At 70.1% G+C, this 17,893-nt stretch carries 18 protein-coding genes; all 18 read right to left on the minus strand.

Features of this window, described 5'->3' with window-relative positions; all coding sequences use genetic code 11:
• Nucleotides 1–2 precede the first annotated feature (2 nt).
• Complete coding sequence (locus ABKW26_RS05555) at nt 3–1,229, minus strand: methyl-accepting chemotaxis protein (RefSeq protein ID WP_348591611.1); 1,227 nt, start codon at nt 1,227–1,229, stop codon at nt 3–5.
• 225 nt (nt 1,230–1,454) lie between these two features.
• Nucleotides 1,455–3,107: a methyl-accepting chemotaxis protein gene (locus ABKW26_RS05560; RefSeq protein WP_348591613.1), complete on the minus strand. Its 1,653-nt coding sequence runs from the start codon at nt 3,105–3,107 to the stop codon at nt 1,455–1,457.
• A 58-nt stretch (nt 3,108–3,165) separates the two neighbouring features.
• A complete protein-coding gene (locus ABKW26_RS05565; RefSeq protein WP_348591614.1) occupies nt 3,166–3,585 on the minus strand; it encodes a chemotaxis protein CheW in 420 nt (139 codons plus the stop codon).
• Nucleotides 3,585–6,053 carry a chemotaxis protein CheW gene (locus ABKW26_RS05570; RefSeq protein ID WP_348591616.1) on the minus strand — a complete coding sequence of 823 codons (2,469 nt, stop codon included), beginning with the start codon at nt 6,051–6,053 and terminating at the stop codon, nt 3,585–3,587. Before ABKW26_RS05570 ends, ABKW26_RS05565 begins: the two co-directional genes overlap by 1 nt.
• 111 nt (nt 6,054–6,164) lie before the next feature.
• Entirely contained in the window at nt 6,165–6,470 is a 306-nt protein-coding gene (locus ABKW26_RS05575) for a carbon storage regulator (protein WP_348591618.1), read from the minus strand.
• A gap of 107 nt (nt 6,471–6,577) precedes the next feature.
• Nucleotides 6,578–7,798 (minus strand): hypothetical protein, encoded by a 1,221-nt coding sequence (locus tag ABKW26_RS05580; RefSeq protein ID WP_348591620.1) that lies wholly within the window; start codon nt 7,796–7,798, stop codon nt 6,578–6,580.
• Nucleotides 7,776–9,833, minus strand: a complete 2,058-nt coding sequence (locus tag ABKW26_RS05585) for a flagellar biosynthesis protein FlhA (RefSeq protein WP_348591622.1) — start codon at nt 9,831–9,833, stop codon at nt 7,776–7,778. Before ABKW26_RS05585 ends, ABKW26_RS05580 begins: the two co-directional genes overlap by 23 nt.
• A gap of 40 nt (nt 9,834–9,873) precedes the next feature.
• Nucleotides 9,874–11,007 carry an EscU/YscU/HrcU family type III secretion system export apparatus switch protein gene (locus tag ABKW26_RS05590; RefSeq protein ID WP_348591623.1) on the minus strand — a complete coding sequence of 378 codons (1,134 nt, stop codon included), beginning with the start codon at nt 11,005–11,007 and terminating at the stop codon, nt 9,874–9,876.
• The gene (locus ABKW26_RS05595) at nt 11,004–11,762 is read right to left on the minus strand and encodes a flagellar biosynthetic protein FliR (RefSeq protein WP_348591625.1); all 759 of its coding nucleotides are present in this window, start codon (nt 11,760–11,762) and stop codon (nt 11,004–11,006) included. The genes ABKW26_RS05590 and ABKW26_RS05595 overlap by 4 nt, the downstream gene beginning before the upstream one ends.
• 3 nt (nt 11,763–11,765) lie before the next feature.
• Nucleotides 11,766–12,038 (minus strand): flagellar biosynthesis protein FliQ, encoded by a 273-nt coding sequence (gene fliQ / locus ABKW26_RS05600; RefSeq protein WP_348591627.1) that lies wholly within the window; start codon nt 12,036–12,038, stop codon nt 11,766–11,768.
• A 7-nt stretch (nt 12,039–12,045) separates the two neighbouring features.
• The gene (gene fliP / locus ABKW26_RS05605; protein WP_348591628.1) at nt 12,046–12,924 is read right to left on the minus strand and encodes a flagellar type III secretion system pore protein FliP; all 879 of its coding nucleotides are present in this window, start codon (nt 12,922–12,924) and stop codon (nt 12,046–12,048) included.
• Nucleotides 12,921–13,496: a flagellar biosynthetic protein FliO gene (locus ABKW26_RS05610; RefSeq protein WP_348591630.1), complete on the minus strand. Its 576-nt coding sequence runs from the start codon at nt 13,494–13,496 to the stop codon at nt 12,921–12,923. Before ABKW26_RS05610 ends, fliP begins: the two co-directional genes overlap by 4 nt.
• Nucleotides 13,496–14,212 carry a flagellar motor switch protein FliN gene (gene fliN, locus ABKW26_RS05615; protein WP_348591631.1) on the minus strand — a complete coding sequence of 239 codons (717 nt, stop codon included), beginning with the start codon at nt 14,210–14,212 and terminating at the stop codon, nt 13,496–13,498. The genes ABKW26_RS05610 and fliN overlap by 1 nt, the downstream gene beginning before the upstream one ends.
• A complete protein-coding gene (locus tag ABKW26_RS05620; RefSeq protein WP_348591633.1) occupies nt 14,209–15,144 on the minus strand; it encodes a flagellar motor switch protein FliM in 936 nt (311 codons plus the stop codon). The genes fliN and ABKW26_RS05620 overlap by 4 nt, the downstream gene beginning before the upstream one ends.
• 122 nt (nt 15,145–15,266) lie before the next feature.
• Complete coding sequence (locus ABKW26_RS05625) at nt 15,267–15,785, minus strand: flagellar basal body-associated FliL family protein (protein WP_348591635.1); 519 nt, start codon at nt 15,783–15,785, stop codon at nt 15,267–15,269.
• 1 nt (nt 15,786) lies between these two features.
• The gene (locus ABKW26_RS05630; protein WP_348591637.1) at nt 15,787–16,671 is read right to left on the minus strand and encodes a flagellar motor protein MotB; all 885 of its coding nucleotides are present in this window, start codon (nt 16,669–16,671) and stop codon (nt 15,787–15,789) included.
• A complete protein-coding gene (locus ABKW26_RS05635; protein ID WP_348591639.1) occupies nt 16,668–17,441 on the minus strand; it encodes a MotA/TolQ/ExbB proton channel family protein in 774 nt (257 codons plus the stop codon). Before ABKW26_RS05635 ends, ABKW26_RS05630 begins: the two co-directional genes overlap by 4 nt.
• On the minus strand, nt 17,442–17,798 hold the full coding sequence (locus tag ABKW26_RS05640) for a flagellar FlbD family protein (protein WP_348591641.1): 357 nt from the start codon (nt 17,796–17,798) through the stop codon (nt 17,442–17,444).
• Nucleotides 17,799–17,893 lie beyond the last annotated feature (95 nt).

Below are 17,893 nucleotides of genomic sequence, written 5' to 3' on the forward strand. Positions count from 1 at the left end.
CCTCAGAAGGTGAAGGTCGCGACGCGTCGGCGCAGGTCGGCTGCGATGCCCGCCAGGCTGTGGATGCTCTCGTTCATGTCGGTGATGGCCTCGCCCGACGAGCCGACCGACTGTGCGGCGTGCGCGATGTTCCCCGCGATCTCGCCGGAGCCGGCGGCGGAGGCCGCCGCCGACCGCCCCATCTCGTTCGTCGTGGCCGTCTGTTCCTCGACCGCGGACGCGATCGTCATCTGGTAGTCGTTGATGCTCGCGATGATCGTCGAGATCTCGCCGATCGCCTCGACCGCGGACCCCGTGTCGACCTGGATCGCCGCGACGCGTCGCGCGATGTCCTCCGTGGCGCGCGCCGTCTCCTGGGCGAGGTCCTTGACCTCGCTCGCCACGACGGCGAAGCCCTTGCCCGCCTCGCCGGCACGAGCAGCCTCGATCGTCGCGTTGAGGGCGAGGAGGTTCGTCTGCTCCGCGATGCTCGTGATGACCTTGACGACGTTCCCGATCTCCTGCGAGGACGTACCGAGCCGGGCGACCGTCTCGTTCGTCGAGAGCGCCACGGAGGTCGCCGACTGCGCGACCTTCGCCGCCTCGTTCGCGTTCTGCGCGATCTCGCGGATCGACGCCCCCATCTCCTCGGCACCCGCCGCCACCGTCTCGACGTTCCGGGTCACCTGCTCGACCGCGGACGCGACCGAGCTCATCTGGCCGGTCGACTCCGCCGAGCCCGCCGTCATGGTCGACGCGCCCGAGGTCAGGCCCTGCGCTGCGTCGGCGACCGCCTGAGCCGCGCCGACCACACCCGTCATGGTCTCCCGCAACGAGGCCTGCGCCCGGTTGAGCGACCAGGCCAAGAGCCCGAGCTCGTCGCTCGAGCGCACGTCGGCGGCCACCGTGAGGTCGCCCGCAGCGAGCCCGTCGGCCACAGCACCCACCGCGAGGACGCCGTTGCGGATGCGCAGCGCGAGACGTGTCCCGACAGCCAGCGCACCGGCCACGCCGACGACGAAGACGATCACGGCCGTCCACAGGAGCGACGAGGCCGACGAGCTCCCCGCCGCAGCCAGCTCCGGGTCGGTCGCCGCGAGGGCGTCCGCCTGCTCACCGAGGAGGCTCGCCGCCCTGATCGCCACCACCTCGAGCGCGGTCGCCACGACGACGAAGACGGCGACGAACGTCGCGATGCGGGCGCGCAGACCGAAGCGGACCTCGGGTGCACCGGCGAGGCTGGAAGACATGGGCTGTCCTTTCATGACTGCTGCTCGGGCAGACGCATCGGCGCGTCGCCCGTCGCCCGTCCTGGAGACCGGGTCTGGTGGTGTCATCGGCAGGTCCGTGCGCCGTGTGAAGCCCGACGACCACGCCTCACCCCCTGCAGAGGGTGAGATCGCGGTCGCGGACCCTCTCGCACCGACGACGGTGCCCCTTCGCCCGTCTCGACGGAGGAAGGGGCACCGAGGGCGTCAGAAGGTGAACGCGGCGATGCGCTCGCGGAGCTGGACGGCGATGCCGTCGAGGTCCGTGACGCGGGTGCCCATCTCGCTGATCACGCCGTTCGACGTCTCCGCGGTCTGGGCGACCCCGGAGATGTTCGCGGCGATCTCGCCCGAGCCGGTCGCGGCCTCGGTGACGGACCGTGCCATCTCGTTCGTCGTGGCCGTCTGCTCCTCGACCGCCGAGGCGATCGTCAGCTGGTAGTCGTTGATGCTCGCGATGATCTCGGAGATCTCGCCGATCGCGGCGACGGCCGAGACCGTGTCGAGCTGGATCGCCTCGACGCGTCGCGCGATGTCCTCCGTGGCGCGGGCGGTCTCCTGGGCGAGGTCCTTGACCTCGCTCGCCACGACGGCGAAGCCCTTGCCGGCCTCGCCGGCACGAGCAGCCTCGATGGTCGCGTTGAGCGCCAGGAGGTTCGTCTGCGCAGCGATGCTCGTGATGACCTTGACGACGTTCCCGATCTCCTGCGAGGACGTGCCGAGCTTGGCGACCGTCTCGTTCGTGGTGCGGGCGACGGAGGTGGCGGACTGTGCGACCTTCGCGGCGTCGTTCGCGTTCTGGGCGATCTCGCGGATCGAGGCGCCCATCTGCTCGGCACCGGCCGCGACGGTCTGGACGTTGCGGGAGACCTGCTCGGCCGCCGCGGCGACCACGCCGATCTGTGCGCTGGACTCCTCGGCACCCTGCATCATCTGCGACGCACCGGCGCTCATGCCGTGGCTCGACTCGGTGACCTGACCAGCCGAGCCGACGACGCCGGAGAGCGTCTCGCGCAGCTTCTCGAGAGCGTGGTTGAGGTCGTTCGCCATGACGCCGGTCTCGTCGCGCGAGGTGACCTCGGCGCGCACCGTGAGGTCGCCACCGGCGAGAGCCTCGAGCGAGCGCTGGACCGCACCGACGGAGCGGCGGATGCCGCCGGCGACGAAGAGCCCACCGGTGAGCGCCAGCGCGACACCGACGAGGCCGATGACGACGACGATGATCGTCGCCCGCGACGACTCCGCGTTCGCGGCGTCGGAGATGCTCCCTGCGTACTCGTCGAGCTCGACGTGCGCCTCGTCCAGATCGACGAGGTAGGCATCCTTGAGCGGCTCGCCCGTCTCGTTGAGGGCCTCGGTGTAGAGCGCCGGGTCGTCGGCGAGCGCGGCAGGCACGACGATCTTGTCCCGGGCGTCGAGCCACGCCTCGAAGGCCGGGTAGAAGCGCTCGAGCGCCGGGCTGGCACCAGCCACGGCCACCTTCAGCCTCTCGATGTCTGCGGCGATCTCCTCGTCGTTCTCGCCCTGCGCCACGAGCCACTCGCCCGCTGCGGCCGAATCCGGCGCTGCAGCGATCTGCGCGACGATCATGCGTGCCTTGAGCTGGTTCTGGTGCACGGCGTTCAGCGGACCGGCGACCGACGTCTGCAGCCCGACGATCGTCTTGGCGTCCTCGCTCGTCGTCCGCAGCGCGGTGATGCTCATGACGCTCACCACCACGAGGACGAGGACGAACACCGCGACGAGCGAGAGGATGCGAGCACGGATGCCGAAGCGGACCGTCACGTCGCCGTCCGCGGGCGCGGTCTGGGCAGCCGGGGGCGGCTTCTGGGCAGCACGAGGTGCAGTGGTCGTGGACATGAGTGACTTTCTGGACGAAGAAGACAACGATGAGGTGCTCGAGGTGCTGCCAGCCCGTTCAGGCTGCGAGGGCGGCGTCCACGTCGAGGGTCAGGAGCAGCCCGGTCTCGAGCTTGAAAGCGCCTGTGATGAGGTCGCGCACGTGCGCCGGCAGTGTGTCCGGCGGGGTCTCGAACTGGTCGTCGTCGAGGGTCAGGACCTCGCCGACCTCGTCGACGAGCAGGCTGATCGAGCCGTCCTCGACCTCGACCACGATCATCATCGACTCGGTCGCCGGCGCGAGCGCCTCGAAGCCGAGCCGCGGGCGCAGGTCCACGGTCATGACGACCTGGCCCCGCAGGTTGACGAGGCCGGCGATGCCGACGGGAGCGAGCGGCACCGGCGTGCGGGCGTGGTGCCCGAGCGTCTCGGAGACGCGCATGACCTCGACGCCGTACAGGGCGTCCTGGATGCGGAAGGTCACATACTGGGTCGGCATCAGACGCCCGCCATCTCTGAGGTCTTGGTGAGGGACGACACGTCGTCGATCTCGTCCTGGTAGAACAGCGGGTCCGCCTGCGCGAGCGCGGCCGGGACGTCGAGCAGCTCGGTGACGCGTCCCGACAGGACGATCGAGCCGAGGAGGCCGATGTCATCGACCGCCGAGCGGTCCACGCCGTCGTCGTTGACGATCTCGATGATCTCGTCGACGACCATGGCGATGGTGCGGTGGCCACGGGTGAACACGACGAGCGAGAGGTCTTCGCTCTCCCCGTCGAAGGAGCCGAGAGCACGAGCGAGGCGCATGACCGGGACGATCGCGTCCCGGTACTGGATGACCTCGTGCCCACCGACGAACTCCATCCGGTCGGCAGCGACCTGCTCGAGGCGGGTGACCGCCGCGAGAGGGATCGCGACGCGGCGCCCGGCGCCCGCGGTGACGACGAGCAGCTCCTGGACCTCGTGCCCACCGGACGTCCGGTCGTCGGCCCCACGCTGGTCCGTGTCCGGGATGTCGCCGGACAGGGTGCGGCGTGCGATCGCCTGGACGTCGAGGATGAGAGCGACCTGGCCCTCGCCCATGAGCGTCGCACCGGCGTAGATGCCGATCGACTTGAGCTGGGTGGCCAACGGCTTGACGACGATCTCCTCGTTGTTGAGGACCCGGTCGACGATGAGGCCGAAGCGCTGGTTGTCGGCCTGGAGCACGGCGATGACCGCCGAGTCGACGTCGCCCTGGGACTGGCCGAGGACGTCGCTCAGGCGCACGAGCGGGAGGAGGGCGCCGCGCAGGCGGTAGACCTCGGCCGCACCGATGTGCTCGATCGCGTCCCGCGTCTTCTGCTTGTCGAGCGCGACGAGCTCCTGCAGGCTGACCTGCGGGATCGCGTAGATCTCGCTGCCGCTGCGGACGGTGAGGGCGGGCATGATCGCGAGCGTCAGCGGGATCCGCAGGCGCCACGTGGTGCCGCGCCCGACGTCGCTGTCCACCTCGACCGAGCCACCGATGGACTCGATGTTGCTGCGCACGACGTCCATCCCGACGCCACGGCCGGACACGTTCGTCACGACCGCAGCGGTGGAGAAGCCCGGGAGGAAGACGAGGTTGAGGATCTCGTTGCTCGTCATGCTGTCGAGCTGCTCGGGGGTCTTGAGCCCGCGCTCGACAGCCTTCGCCGCGACACGCTCGGGGTCGATGCCCGCTCCGTCGTCGCGCACCTCGACCATGACCTGACCACCGGCGTGGTAGGCCCGCAGGGTGAGGACCCCGGTCGAGGACTTGCCGTTCGCCACCCGGGTGGCGGGCGTCTCGATGCCGTGGTCGATCGCGTTGCGCACGAGGTGGGTGAGAGGGTCCTTGACCGACTCGAGCAGGCTGCGGTCGAGCTCGGTGTCCCCACCGACCATGTCGAGGCGGACGTCGACGCCGCACGCGGCAGCGAGGTCGCGCACGATGCGCGGCATCTTCGACCAGATGTGGTCGATGGGCTGCATCCGGGTCTTCATGACCCCTTCCTGCAGCTCCGACGCGATGAGCGAGAGCCGCTGGGAGGAGCGTGTGAGCTCGGCGTCGGAGTCGAAGCCGGCGAGCTGGGAGATCTGGTTGCGGACGAGCACGAGCTCGCCGACCTGACGCATGAGCTCGTCGAGGAGACCGATGTCCACGCGGATCGACGACTCGCTCGAGGAGCGACCCGTCGGGGTCTCCGACGCTGCGGACACGGCCGCGGCCGGTGCAGGTGCGGCCGCCGGGGCAGGTGGCTGGGTGGACACCGGCGTCCCCGCAGGGGGGGTGACAGAGGACGCCGGTGCCGGCTGGGGGGCGGTGGCGACACGGATGCCACCGGTGGGTGCCGTCTGCTCGGCAGGTGCAGGCTCGGTCGCCGCAGGCTCCGTCACCGCAGGTGCGGCGGACTCAGCAGGTGCGACGCTCGCTGCGGGTGCAACGGGCACTGCAGGTGCTGCAGACACCGCGGGCTCGGCCACGGCCGACTCGGCGACGGCAGGCTCGGCGACGACGGGCTCCGCGACGGCGGGCTCGGTGACCGCCGCGCCCGCGGCGGGTGCAGCGTGTGCGGTCTCGCCGTCGAGGGTGCGCTGGATGGCCGCGACGGTGTCGTCGACCTCCACGCCGCCCTCGGTGCCGGTGGTCTCGATGCGGCCGAGGATCTCGCGGATGACGTCGACCATGCGCAGCAGGACGTCGGTCGTGTGCTGGTCCATCTGCCGCTGGCCGTCGCGCAGCTGGACGAGGAGGGACTCCCCGACGTGGGCTACACGCTCGAGGTCGCTGAAGGCGAGGAAGCCGCTGGTCCCCTTGATCGTGTGGATCGTCCGGAACACGCTCGAGAGCAGCTCGCGGGACGACGGTGCACTCTCCAGAGCGACGAGGTCCTGGTCCAGCTGGTCAAGGTTCTCGTAGCTCTCGACCAAGAATTCCTGAACGATGTCGTCAATGTCTTCCACCGACTCGCTCCCTCCGCCTCATGACGGATGGATCTATCCGTCAAGACAGCAGATCGGTCGGGAACGCAGATGTATGAGGCTTCATCGCGGGCGTCGCGGATGAAAACGGCGTCAGGACGCGGGAGGCTCGCTCTGTCCGGCGGGCGCTGCGGGTGCTGTCGGGACGGCGGGGGCGGGAGGCGTGCCCCCTGCGGGTCGGACGAGCTTGCGCAGGACGTCCTCGGCCCCTTCGCCGGCGGCGATGGCTGCGATGTTGCTCGCGGTGACAGCCTCGACGACCTCGGCGCGGTTGACCCGCGTCGTGCGCGGCGCCTCGATGCCGATCCGGACCCCGTCACCGCGCGTGTCGATGATCGTGACGACGATGTCGTCGCCGATGAGGAGCTTCTCTCCGACGCGTCGACTCAGGACCAGCATGGACCGAGACTACCCCAGCGTGCCCCGGCGGCCCCGGGGACACGGCTGCGGTGGACAGCCCGGGACGTGCGCCCGGCGCGCCGCTCCTGCTCCGGACCGGGCGGCGGTCAGTCCCACTGCGGGTCGGCGAGGTGCTCGCTGAGCGCGGCCGCCCAGACGACCGCCGAGGCCGGGACGGCGTCGATCATCCCGACCGGTACCCCGAGCTCGAGCACGGCCGCCGGAGCCGTCGTGGAGGTGACGTTGCAGGCAGCGACCGCGTCGAGCGGACGGTGCTCGCCGAGCGCGCCCATCCAGCGGCGGGCGTCCCGGATGCTGCGGTCGGCCTCGACGACGGCCCACACCTGGTCCGGGTCGAAGGCGTCGACGAGACCCGCGGCCACCGACCAGTCGGAGGCGTCCACGCCCACGCCCAGCGCGACGACGAGCGTGTTCTCCGTCTCCACCGTCGCCGCCCGCAGCCGGCGCGCCGACATCCCCGTGAGCACCCAGGGCCCGTAGCCGGACCGCGGGGTGAAGCGGCCGGCGAGCCCGATCTCGGAGTCCGTCAGGCCGAGGCGACGGGCGATGACCGACGCGGTGTCGATCACCGGCTCCCCCACCCCGGCGACGACGACGACGGAGGCGGGCTCACGCACGAGGCGTGGCGCGCGCGGGACGTGCGAGAGCACCTGGGACAGGGTGTACCTGCCCTGGCCGGGGGGCAGCTGTTCGAGGATGCGCCGCGGGACACCGAGGTCCACGAGCTCGCCGAAGCTCGCTCCGGTGGTGCGGACCGCGACGAACTCGGCCGGGCGCACGCTCTTGCCGAGCACCACGGGGACCGGTTCGGGAGCGACCTCCGGGTTCGGCACAGGAGCGGTCGTCGCTCGGGGCACCGCAGGCGCAGGGTCGCGCACAGGTGCCCCGGTGGACGTCTCGTAGGCGAGCTGTCTGACCGAGTCGAGGATGCTCGCGAACGAGTCCCGCTCGGTCGAGACGGGAAGATCCTCGTCGTGGACCGGGCCGTCGGCGGCGTCGGCCGCGTCGAGGAGCGCGTCGATGCCCGAGACGGCGGGAGCGACGGGGGGCACGGGTCCACGGCTGGCGGGCGTCATGAGCGGCGACGACCGCACGGCCTGCGGCTCGGTGTCCAGGACCCCGACCCCGGTCGCCGGGTCGGGCACCTCGACAGTGAGCTCGAAGCGTTCCTTGGCGAAGAAGCCACCGACCCCACCGGTGCGCACGCGCTCGGCCTTGATGACCTTGGCCTGCGGGCCCATCTCGGCGCGCACGCGCAGGAGGAGCGTCTCGAGGTCGCTGCCCTCAAGCAGCAATCGCTTCGGCATCACGCACCACCCCCACCGCTTCGATCTTCAGCCCGGACCCGGTGACCTCAGAGTACGAGAGGACGGGGGCCTCGCCCTGGTGGAGCACGATGAGCGAGTGCAGCGCGGGACGCAGGGCGGGCGCGCAGACGAGCACGACGACGTGACCCTGGTTCTCGGCGGCGGTCTGCCCCGAGACGTAGGAGCGGAGCATGGCGTCGAGCCGAGCGGGGTCGAGGAGGATCTGGCTGCCCTGGTCGCCCGGACGCAGGCCCTCGAGGAGCGCCTGCTCGAGCACGGGGTCGAGCGTCATGACCCGCAGCACGCCGTCACGGCTGTGCTGCGCGGTGAGGGCGGGCGCGAGCGTGAGCCTGGCCGCCTCGACGAGGCCCTCCGGGTCGGAGCTGACCTTCGCCCGCAGGGTGAGCGCCTCGTAGATGCGACCGAGGTCGCGGATGGGCACCTGCTCGGAGAGCAGCCGCTGCAGGACGCGCTGCACCTCGCCGAGCGACAGGAGCCCGGGCACGAGCTCGTCGACGACGGAGGGGTTCACCTGCTTGACGCCTTCCGTGAGGATCCGCACGTCCTCACGGCTGAGGAGGCGGCCGGCGTTCTCGCTGATGACGCTGCTCAGGTGCGTGATGAGCACGGAGACCCGGTCGACGACGGTCGCGCCGGTCATCTCGGCCGCGAAGCGCATCTCGGTCGGGACCCACTTGCCGGCGAGGCCGAACACGGGCTCGTGGACCTCGGTGCCCGGGAGCGACCCGAGGTCGTCGCCGAGCGCGAGGACGCGACCGGGGGGCACCTCACCGCGAGCGGCCTCGACACCGGAGATCCGCAGGACGTAGGTCGACGCGGGGAGCTCGACCGAGTCTCGGGTGCGCACGGGTGGGACGACGATCCCGAGGTCCAGCGCGATCTTGCGGCGCAGGCCACGGATGCGGGCCAGGAGGTCGTCGTCGGAGCCGGAGCTCACGAGGTCGACGAGGTCGGGGGCGAGCAAGATCTCGAGGGCGGAGACACGCATGTCCTCGATGAGCCGCTCGGGCGTGTCGGCCGCCGGTCCGGCGACGGCGACGGCCTTCTCAAGCAGCTCCTCCTTCGCTTCGCGGGCCTCCGAGGCCTTGATCCGCTGAGCCGCGAAGAGCAGCGTGGCACCGACGACCATGAACGGGAGCTTGGGCATCCCCGGCAGCAGGGCGAGAGAGATCGCTGCCCCACCCGCGATGAGCAGCGACGTGCGCGACTGCATGAGCTGCTTGCTCGCGGACGTCCCGAGGTCCGACTCGGCGGTGGCCCGCGTGACGATGAGGCCGGAGGAGACCGAGAGGAGCAGCGCGGGGATCTGGGTGACGAGCCCGTCACCGATGGTCAGGAGGCTGTACGTCTCGATCGCCTCGCCGAACTCCATGCCACGCTGCAGGAGGCCGATCGCGATGCCGCCGAGGAGGTTGACGATCGTGATGATGATGCCGGCGATGGCGTCACCCTTGACGAACTTGGAGCCACCGTCCATCGCACCGTAGAAGTCGGCCTCGGCCGCGACGTCGGCGCGCCGCTGGCGGGCAGCGTCCTCCGTGATGAGCCCGGAGTTGAGGTCGGCGTCGATCGCCATCTGCTTGCCGGGCATCGCGTCGAGCGTGAATCGGGCGCCGACCTCGGCCACACGACCGGCACCGTTGGTGATGACGACGAACTGGATGACCACGAGGATGAGGAAGATGACGAGCCCGATGATGAGCGAGCCACCCACGACGAAGTGACCGAACGCCTCGATGACGTCGCCGGCGTACCCGTCGCGGAGCACGAGGCGCGTCGAGGCGACGTTGAGACCGAGACGGAAGAGCGTCGCGACGAGCAGGAGCGACGGGAACACCGAGAAGTCGAGCGGCCGCTTGACGTACATCGTCGTGAGCAGGATGACGAGCGAGCCGGCGATGTTCACCACGATGAGGAAGTCGAGCATCCACGCGGGCAGCGGGATGACGAGGAGCAGCACGATCCCGACGATCCCGACGGGGACAGCCAGCTTGGCGATCTGACCGTTCTTCATGGTGTCAGGCCTTCCGGTCCGTGGGTGACGACTGTGGGGTTCATGCGGCGGCTGTCCTCGCGCTGGTGGCTGACGGTGGAACGGTGGTGGGCACGGGCATCGTGCGGATCCCGGCGCCCGCTCCCCCACGGCGCTTGAGCGCCATGACGAACGCGAGCACCTGGGCGACGGCCGTGAAGAGGTCCGCGGGGACCTCCTGGCCGATCTCGCACGCCCCGTGGAGCGCGCGGGCGAGCGGGACGTCCTCGACCATGGGGACGCGCTTCTCGGCAGCGACCTCACGGATGCGGGCTGCGACGTGCCCTGCACCCTTGGCCACGACGCGCGGGGCGCCCTTGCCGGGCTCGTACTTCAGGGCGACGGCGACGTGGGTGGGGTTGACGAGGACCACGTCGGCGCCGGCGACGTCCGCGATCATGCGGTTGCGGCTCATCGCGATCTGCTTGGAGCGGATGGCGCCCTTGAGCTGCGGGTCACCTTCCTGCTGCTTGTTCTCCTGCTTGATCTCGAACTTCGACATGCGCGTCTTCTTCTTGTTCCGCTTCATGATGACGACGACGTCGGCGATCGCGAGCGCGATGCCGGCAGCCACCGCGAACCACAGGAGCGTGTTGATGCCCCCGCCTGCCGCGGAGAGCAGGGCACCGACGGACAGCCCGCCGGCCGTGAGCAGCACCGGTGTGAGGTTCTGCACGACGACGTAGAGGACGAGACCGACGACTGCAGTCTTGAGGAGCGCCTTGACGCCCTGCCAGAGGGCCTGGGTGCCGAAGGTGTTCTTGACCCCCTTGAGCAGGTTGAACTGGCTGAACCGGGGCTTGAGCTTCTTGGTGGAGATGTGGACGCCGCCCTGGAGGGCGTTCCCGATGAGCGCGGCGAGCACGACGGCGATGAGCATCGGCTGGACGGACGTGAGGATGCTGCCCATGCCGCTGCCGAGGAGGTCGACGACCGTGAGCGGGTCGGGGTCGGCGATGACCGAGCGCACGGCCACGAGCTGCTCCATCGCCGCACCGGACGCCCGCTCGAGCACCATGGGCATGGTGGCGACGGCAGAGCCGATGCCGATCCACGCGCTGACGTCCTGCGACTTCTGGAGGGAGCCGTCCTTGCGGACCTGCTTCATCCGTTTCGGTGTCGCCTGTTCGGTCTTCTCACCGGCGTCGTCGCTCACGGGGTCACCCCCAGCATGGTCTCGACGGCGGTCCCGGTGAGCGCCTCGATGATGCGCGGGAGCGCGAGGAACGTCAGGGAGGACAGCGTCAGCGTGAGGAAGATCTTCAGCGGGAAGCCGAGTGCGAACGCGTTGAGCGCGGGTGCCACACGGGTGAGGAGCCCGAGGCCCACGTCGGCGAGGAAGAGGACGACGACGAGCGGGCCCGCGATCTGGAGGGTCGCGAGGAACATGCCGGTGAGCCCGCTCGTCGCCGCGTCGGCGACGAGCGAGAGGTTGATGGACTCGCCGATCGGCAGGACGTCGAACGTGCGGACCAGGCCGCCGATGACGAGCTGGTAGCCGTCGGACACGAAGAGCAGGACGATCGCGGTGAGCTGGTAGAGGCGCGCGAACTGGGCGCCGTTCACCTGGCTCATCGGGTCGAATCCCTGCGCGAGCGAGAAGCCGCCCATGAGGTCGATCAACGACCCGGCCGACTGCACCGCGGAGAAGACGAGAGCGACGAGGAAGCCGAGCGCGAGCCCGATGACCACCTGGCCGAGGAGGTTGCCCATGTACACCGCCGTGCTGCTCGCGGCCTCGACCTCCACCCGGGGGTTGACCGCGAGCGCGAGGCCCATCGCGAGCATGACCTTCACGGTGGCGGGGATGCCACGGTGGGCGAAGGGCGGCGCGACGACGAGGAAGGCGACCATCCGCACGGCGACGAGCATGAGCGACTCGAGCGAACCGAGCGCGAGGCTGATGGTCATGGCTCAGCCCCCGAGGAGGCCGGGGATGCGCGCGAACAGCTCGTTCGTGAACGCGACCATCTCGGCGATCATCCAGTGCCCGCAGATGAGGATGGCGAGCGCGACGGCGATGGCCTTGGGCACGAAGCTCAGGGTCACCTCCTGGATCTGGGTGATCGACTGCAGGAGGGAGACGGCGAAACCGACGACGAGGGCCGTGATGAGGATGGGCGCGCAGAGCTTCGCGGCGACGATGAGTCCCTGGACCCCGATGTCGAGGACGGCTGAGGTGTCCATGGCGGGCCTACTGGTAGCTTCCGACGAGGGCCGTGATGATGAGCCCCCATCCGTCGATGAGCACGAAGAGCAGGATCTTGAACGGCAGGGAGATCATCACGGGCGGGAGCATCATCATGCCCATCGACATGAGCGCCGAGGAGACGACGAGGTCGATGATGAGGAACGGGATGAAGATGACGAAGCCGATGATGAAGGCCGCTCGCAGCTCGGAGAGCATGAACGCCGGGATGAGGGTGAGCATGGGCACCGATGCCGGGTCCTCGGGGTTGGGCAGCTCCGCGGCCCGGGTGATGAGCGCGATGTCCTCTTCTCGGGTCTGACCGAGCATGAAGCCCCGCAGGGGCGCTGAGCCGGCCTCGACGGCGGCGTTGAAGTCGAGCGTCCCGTCGATGTAGGGCTGGACGCCCGCGGTGTTCACGTCCCCGAGCACGGGGCCCATGATGAAGAGGCTGAGGAACAGGGCGAGGCCTGCGAGGACCTGGTTCGGGGGGACGCCGGTGAGCCCGAGGGCGTTCCGGGTGAGCGCGAGGACGACGAAGATCTTGGTGAAGCTCGTCATCATGAGCAGGATCGACGGGACGACGGACAGCAGCGTGATCCCGAGGAGCACGACGATCGAGCTGCTCGGCTTCGTGGTCTCGCCGTCGATGTTCACGCTGACGACCCCGTCGACCGGGGTGACGGGGTCGACGGGGTCGCCCGGCGCGGCGGGCAGCGTGTCGACCGCGACCGCCACGCCCGACGTGGCGGGTGCCGCGGTCGCCGACGCGGCGCCGGAGGTGGCCAGCACCCCGGCGAACGCCATCATGGCGACGGTCAGGGCGAGGAGGAATGCTCGCACCCCCCGTGCCATGACGGGCGATGCCTGGAGTGGTGGTGTCATCGTCGGACCGTGCGTCCCTGCATGAGTGAGAGAGTCTGTCGCCACGTGGTCGGGGACAGGATCGAGCTGCCCAGCGCGCCGGCCGCTGCCGGGCGGGCGGCGACGAGCGCGGGCTTGACGGGCGTCACGAGCGGGGTCGCCGCGGTGGGGACGGCTGCGGTGGGGACGGCCGCAGCGGGGACCGGTGCGAGGACGATCTCCTCGCGGACCTCGGCCTTCGCGGTGGCGAGCTCCTCGGCGAGCTCCTCGACGGGCGGGATCTCCTGCGTGCTGAGGACGTTCACACCGCCCTCGGTGACGCCGAGGACGAGACGCTGGTCCCCGACGTCGACGACCGCGAGGCTCGCCTTCGCACCGAGCACCTGGCGGGCCACGACCGTGACCGTGACTGCCGGCTGGCCGCGCCGTCCTGAGCGCCGGGTGCCGCCCGCACCGCCCACGAGACGGGCGAGGAACCCGTCCCCGCCCTGCCCGTTGGCCGAGTCGTTGAGCTTGCGCCCCGCGTACCAGATGAGGCCGAGGACTGCGGCGAGCGAGAGCACCGCGCGGAGCACGAGGACGGCGGTGTCCATCAGGCGGTGGCCTCGGAGTGGTCGACGATCTCCGTGATGCGCAGGCCGTAGTCCTCGTCGATGACGACGACCTCGCCGCGGGCGATGAGGCGGCCGTTGACCATGAGGTCGGCCGGGCTGCCCGCGACGCGGTCGAGCTCGATGACGGTCCCGGGGACGAGGTCGAGCACCTGCCGGACCGGGAGCTTCGCGCGCCCGATCTCTGCGGTGAGCGTCATCTCGACGTCGTAGAGGAGGCGGAGGTTGTCCGACGAGCCGGTGGGCCGGGACGACGGGGCGGCGGCGGCCTTCGAGAGGTCAGGACGCAGACGGAGCCCGAACCAGCCGCGGACCTCGCCTGCCCCCTCGAGGGCGAAGAGACGGACGTCGTCGGACGCGAAGGCCGTGCCGGCGTCGCGCGTCTGCGCGGCGCCCAGGACCCCTTCGCCGAGAACCGCTGCAGCGGCCTCGAGAGCAGGACGGAGGGCGTCGGCGACAGACACGAGGGCGCCGGCTCCGGCGAGAGCCTCGCCGATCGCGGAGCCCGCGGCGAGGATGAGCTCCGCGCTGCGGCCGCCGACGAAGGACGCGGTCACGGTCTCCTGGTCCGCTGCCGGACCGGTTCCCGCCGAGCGCGGCACCGCGACGAGCGGGACCTCGGACGGGATGAGGAGAGCGAGAGCGTCTGCAGCGTCCTGCGCCACGGCCTGGTCGGTGCTTGCTCCGGGGGTGTTCATCGTTCGTTCTCCTCAGCGTGTACGACCTTGCAGGCCAGTTGGCGTCCGTTGTTCCCCGCGACGCCTCGCGCCATGACGCGGTCACCGACGACGACCTCGAGCGGGCGGGACACGGGATGGTTGAGCTGGATGACCTCACCGACGGCGAGGTGGATGACGTCGCGCGGGTGGATCGTCAGGGGCGTCATGCGCACCGAGACGTCGACCGGTACGGTCTGGACGGTCCGGAGGACGGTCGCACCGGCTGTCGCGTGGCTCTTGAGCTCGTCCGCGCTGCGGGTGTCCGCACCCTCGCCCGCCCGCATCGGGGCGAGCAGCACGTCGGCGGGCAGCATGAGCGTCGCCGACGTGGTGCCCTCCCCGACGAGCAGCGTGAAGGTCGCGACGAGCACGGCTTCCGAGGCAGGGACGGCCTGGACGAACTGGGGGTTGTACTGGATGGACCGCACCCGCACGTCGAGCGGCACGACGGCCGCGAAGGCGTAGCGCAGGTCCGCGAGCGCGCTGGAGAGCATGTCCGTGATGAGGGTGGTCTCGATCTCGGTGAGCTCGCGCGGCGGCTCCTCACGGACGAGGCCGGGGCCGCCGAGCACGTAGTCGATCCACAGGAGCGAGGTGTCGCTGGGGATCTGGAGGACGGCCGTCGCACGCGTCTGCTCGACGCTGCACAGGACCATGGTCGTGTGGCCGGGGAGCCGGCGGACGTACTCGTCGTAGGAGATCATCTCGACACCGTCGAGGGTGGCACCGACCATGACGCGCAACCGCGAGGTGAGCTGCGTGCCCCACTGGCGGGCGAACGTCTCGAACGCCATCTCGAAGACGCGTCCGTGCTCGCGGGCGAGCGTCATGGGACGCCGGAAGTCGTAGGCCTCCGGCTGGCCTGAGCGCTGTCGGCGCGCACTGCTCCGCGCCATGTCCTGAACCGTCACGAAAAGCACCATCGGCTCTGTCGTGACGGGTATGAGGGAAAGTGGTCACCTCATCATGTGGCGCCCTCCATGGCGCCTCGACTCACCGGCATCCGTGCCGGTCACAGCTCACCCAGCAGCGATCACTGGGTGACGTAGTCAGTCAGATATACCCCCATCACATCTCCGTGGTAAGCGTGGTCGAGGATCTCGGTGAGCTCGGCCTTGAGGGCGTCGCGCGTCGTGGGGTCGGCGATCTCGGCGACCGTCCGTCCGGAGAAGAGCGCGATGGCGGCGTCGCGCGCGGGCGCAGCGTCGACGGGGCCATGGCCGCCCGCGTCGAGGACGAGCTGGAGGCCGAGCCCGAGCCGCAGGTAGTGGCCGTCGGCCAGGTTGATGCTCATGGCCTCGACCGTGAGCACCTCCCCCGGCTCGGGCGCAGGCTCCGCCTCGGGCTCCGAAGGGCCCTTGAGGAGGAAGAACCAGGCTGCTGCGCCGAGGACGACGACCGAGACGACCACGACGATGACGAGCTTGAGCTTCTTCTTGGGCTTGGGCTCTTCTGCCTCGGCCGCGGGAGCGACCTTCGACGCGTTGATCCCGCTGGGCTTGGCCGGGCCGGGACGGACGGGGGCGTTCATCACGCGTTGTTCGATGGGCATGTCAGCCCTCCTGGAGGGTCGGGACGAGCGGGAGCAGGGCGCGGATGCGCTCCGGCTGGTCGGAGAGGACGACGAGGTCCACGCGCCGGTTGGACGCGAGGCCCTCGGCGGTGTCGTTCGCGATGAGGGGGCGAGCCTCGCCGTATCCGACGGAGGCCACCCGGTGGCCGGGTATGCCGCCGAACTCGACCATGCGGCGCAGCACCTGGGTCGCACGGTCGGAGGACAGCTCCCAGTTCGAGGAGTAGACGCTCGTGGGCACGGTGTTGGCGTGGCCCTCGATCGACACCTCGTTCGGGAGGGTCGCGATGAACGGGGACATGGTGTCGACGACGATCTGCGACGTCGGCGTGAGTACGGCGCTCTCCGCGGCGAAGAAGACCTCGCTCGTCACCATGCCGATGACGAGACCACGCTCGTCGATCTTGAACTGCAGGACCCCTTGGAGGCCCTGAGCGGCGAGGGCGGCCTCGATCTGTGCGGCCAGCTCTTCGAAGCCCGCGTACTCGAGGCGCGCGATCGCGAGGTCGCCCGGGTCGATGGTCTCGGTGTCACCGGTGACGGCGGAGACCTCGGTCTCCTGCACGCTGTCGTTGATCGTCGGGATGATCTCCTCGATCGTGGGGACCACCACCTCCGAAGCCATGTCGGTCATGGGACCGGACCCGTCGGACAGGATCGAGACCTGTGGTGCGCCGAAGCCGGCGGCCAGCGAGGTACGGAGCTGGTCGTACTTGTCCTGGTCCACCTGGCTGATGGCGTAGAGCACGATGAACAGGGCGACGAGGACGGTCATCATGTCCGCGTAGGAGACGAGCCAACGCTCGTGGTTCTCGTGCTCCTCCTCGATGGCCTTCTTGCCCTTGCGGCCCCCGCCGGAGCTCATGCTGCTTCCTTGGCGGCCGTCTGCTCGCTGAGGGGCAGGAGGCTGCGCAGACGCTCGCCGACGAGCCGCGGGTTGGCACCTGCCTGCACGGAGAGCAGGCCTTCGACGACGAGCTCCATCTGCGTGCACTCGAGCTCGGAGAGGCGCTTGAGGCGGCTGCCGATGGGCAGCCACATGACGTTGGCGGAGAGGATGCCCCACAGGGTCGCGACGAACGCGGCGGCGATCATGTGCCCGAGCTCGGCCGGGTTGGCGAGGTTCTCGAGGACGTGCACGAGGGAGACGACCGTCCCGACGATGCCGATGGTCGGCGCGTAGCCGCCCATGTCGTTGAAGAACTTGTAGTCGAGCTTGTCCGAGACGCGCTTCGAGTGGATGCGGTCCTCGAGGATGGCCCGGAGGTCTTCCGGGTCGGTCCCGTCGATGGCCGACCGGAGGCCGCCCTTGAGGAACTCGTCGTCGATGTCGCGAGCGGCGTCCTCGAGCGCGAGGAGCCCTTCGCGGCGGGCACGGTCGGCGAGACCGACGATCGTGTCGATCGAGTCGGCTGCGCTCTTGGGCTTGCTGATGAAGGCGCGAGGGAGCGCCTTGAGCGCCCCGAGGGTGTCCTTGAGGGTGCCGCCGGCCAGCGTGACCGCGAAGGTGGCCCCGAAGACGAGGATCATCGGCGCGGGCAGCAGGATGGACATCGGGCTCGCGCCCTCGAGGATGATCATCGTGAGGATCGAGCCCAGGGCTACGCCCAGGCCGATGATGGTTGCCGGATCCATCTAGGAGTCCTCCCTGGAGATCTGCTTGACGATCGCGAGCTCGGGGGCCCGCTCCGTCCGGGAGCCCGCCTCGGTGGCGTCACCCTGCCCGTCGTCCGCGTCCCGACCAGGGCGCAGCGCAGGAGCGCTGCGCAGGTGGTGGTGGTCGCTGTCCTCGCGCTGGATCTCCTGTGCGCGGGCGATCATCCGCGAGCGGTGCTCGTTGATCGACGTGATGACGTCCGCCATCGACTCCTCGACGATGTACTTGGTGCCGTCGACGAGGGTGAGGATCGTGTCGGGCGCACTGTCGATGCGCTGCACGAGGTCGGGGTTGACCGCGAAGGGGGGGCCGTTGAGGCGCGTCACGACTATCACTGAGAAATCCATCCGTGGAGCACTGCTGCGGCCCGTCCATGAGCCGCTCTGACGACCCTTCGGCCGCCGGGTGCCTGGTATGAGGTGTTGCACCG

It is taken from the genome of Sanguibacter sp. 25GB23B1 (assembly GCF_040012415.1).
Classification (GTDB): Bacteria; Actinomycetota; Actinomycetes; order Actinomycetales; family Cellulomonadaceae; genus Sanguibacter.

Coding starts and splice junctions, on each gene's coding strand:
- fliN (WP_348591631.1), bottom strand. CDS start 14,212: ATGAACACCCCCGGAGCAAGCACCGACCAGGCCGTGGCGCAGGACGCT.
- ABKW26_RS05580 (WP_348591620.1), bottom strand. CDS start 7,798: ATGCCGAAGCGATTGCTGCTTGAGGGCAGCGACCTCGAGACGCTCCTC.
- ABKW26_RS05635 (WP_348591639.1), bottom strand. CDS start 17,441: ATGGATCCGGCAACCATCATCGGCCTGGGCGTAGCCCTGGGCTCGATC.
- ABKW26_RS05595 (WP_348591625.1), bottom strand. CDS start 11,762: ATGACCATCAGCCTCGCGCTCGGTTCGCTCGAGTCGCTCATGCTCGTC.
- fliQ (WP_348591627.1), bottom strand. CDS start 12,038: ATGGACACCTCAGCCGTCCTCGACATCGGGGTCCAGGGACTCATCGTC.
- ABKW26_RS05555 (WP_348591611.1), bottom strand. CDS start 1,229: ATGTCTTCCAGCCTCGCCGGTGCACCCGAGGTCCGCTTCGGTCTGCGC.
- ABKW26_RS05625 (WP_348591635.1), bottom strand. CDS start 15,785: ATGCCCATCGAACAACGCGTGATGAACGCCCCCGTCCGTCCCGGCCCG.
- ABKW26_RS05610 (WP_348591630.1), bottom strand. CDS start 13,496: ATGGACACCGCCGTCCTCGTGCTCCGCGCGGTGCTCTCGCTCGCCGCA.
- ABKW26_RS05630 (WP_348591637.1), bottom strand. CDS start 16,671: ATGAGCTCCGGCGGGGGCCGCAAGGGCAAGAAGGCCATCGAGGAGGAG.
- fliP (WP_348591628.1), bottom strand. CDS start 12,924: ATGACACCACCACTCCAGGCATCGCCCGTCATGGCACGGGGGGTGCGA.
- ABKW26_RS05575 (WP_348591618.1), bottom strand. CDS start 6,470: ATGCTGGTCCTGAGTCGACGCGTCGGAGAGAAGCTCCTCATCGGCGAC.
- ABKW26_RS05585 (WP_348591622.1), bottom strand. CDS start 9,833: ATGAAGAACGGTCAGATCGCCAAGCTGGCTGTCCCCGTCGGGATCGTC.
- ABKW26_RS05560 (WP_348591613.1), bottom strand. CDS start 3,107: ATGTCCACGACCACTGCACCTCGTGCTGCCCAGAAGCCGCCCCCGGCT.
- ABKW26_RS05565 (WP_348591614.1), bottom strand. CDS start 3,585: ATGCCGACCCAGTATGTGACCTTCCGCATCCAGGACGCCCTGTACGGC.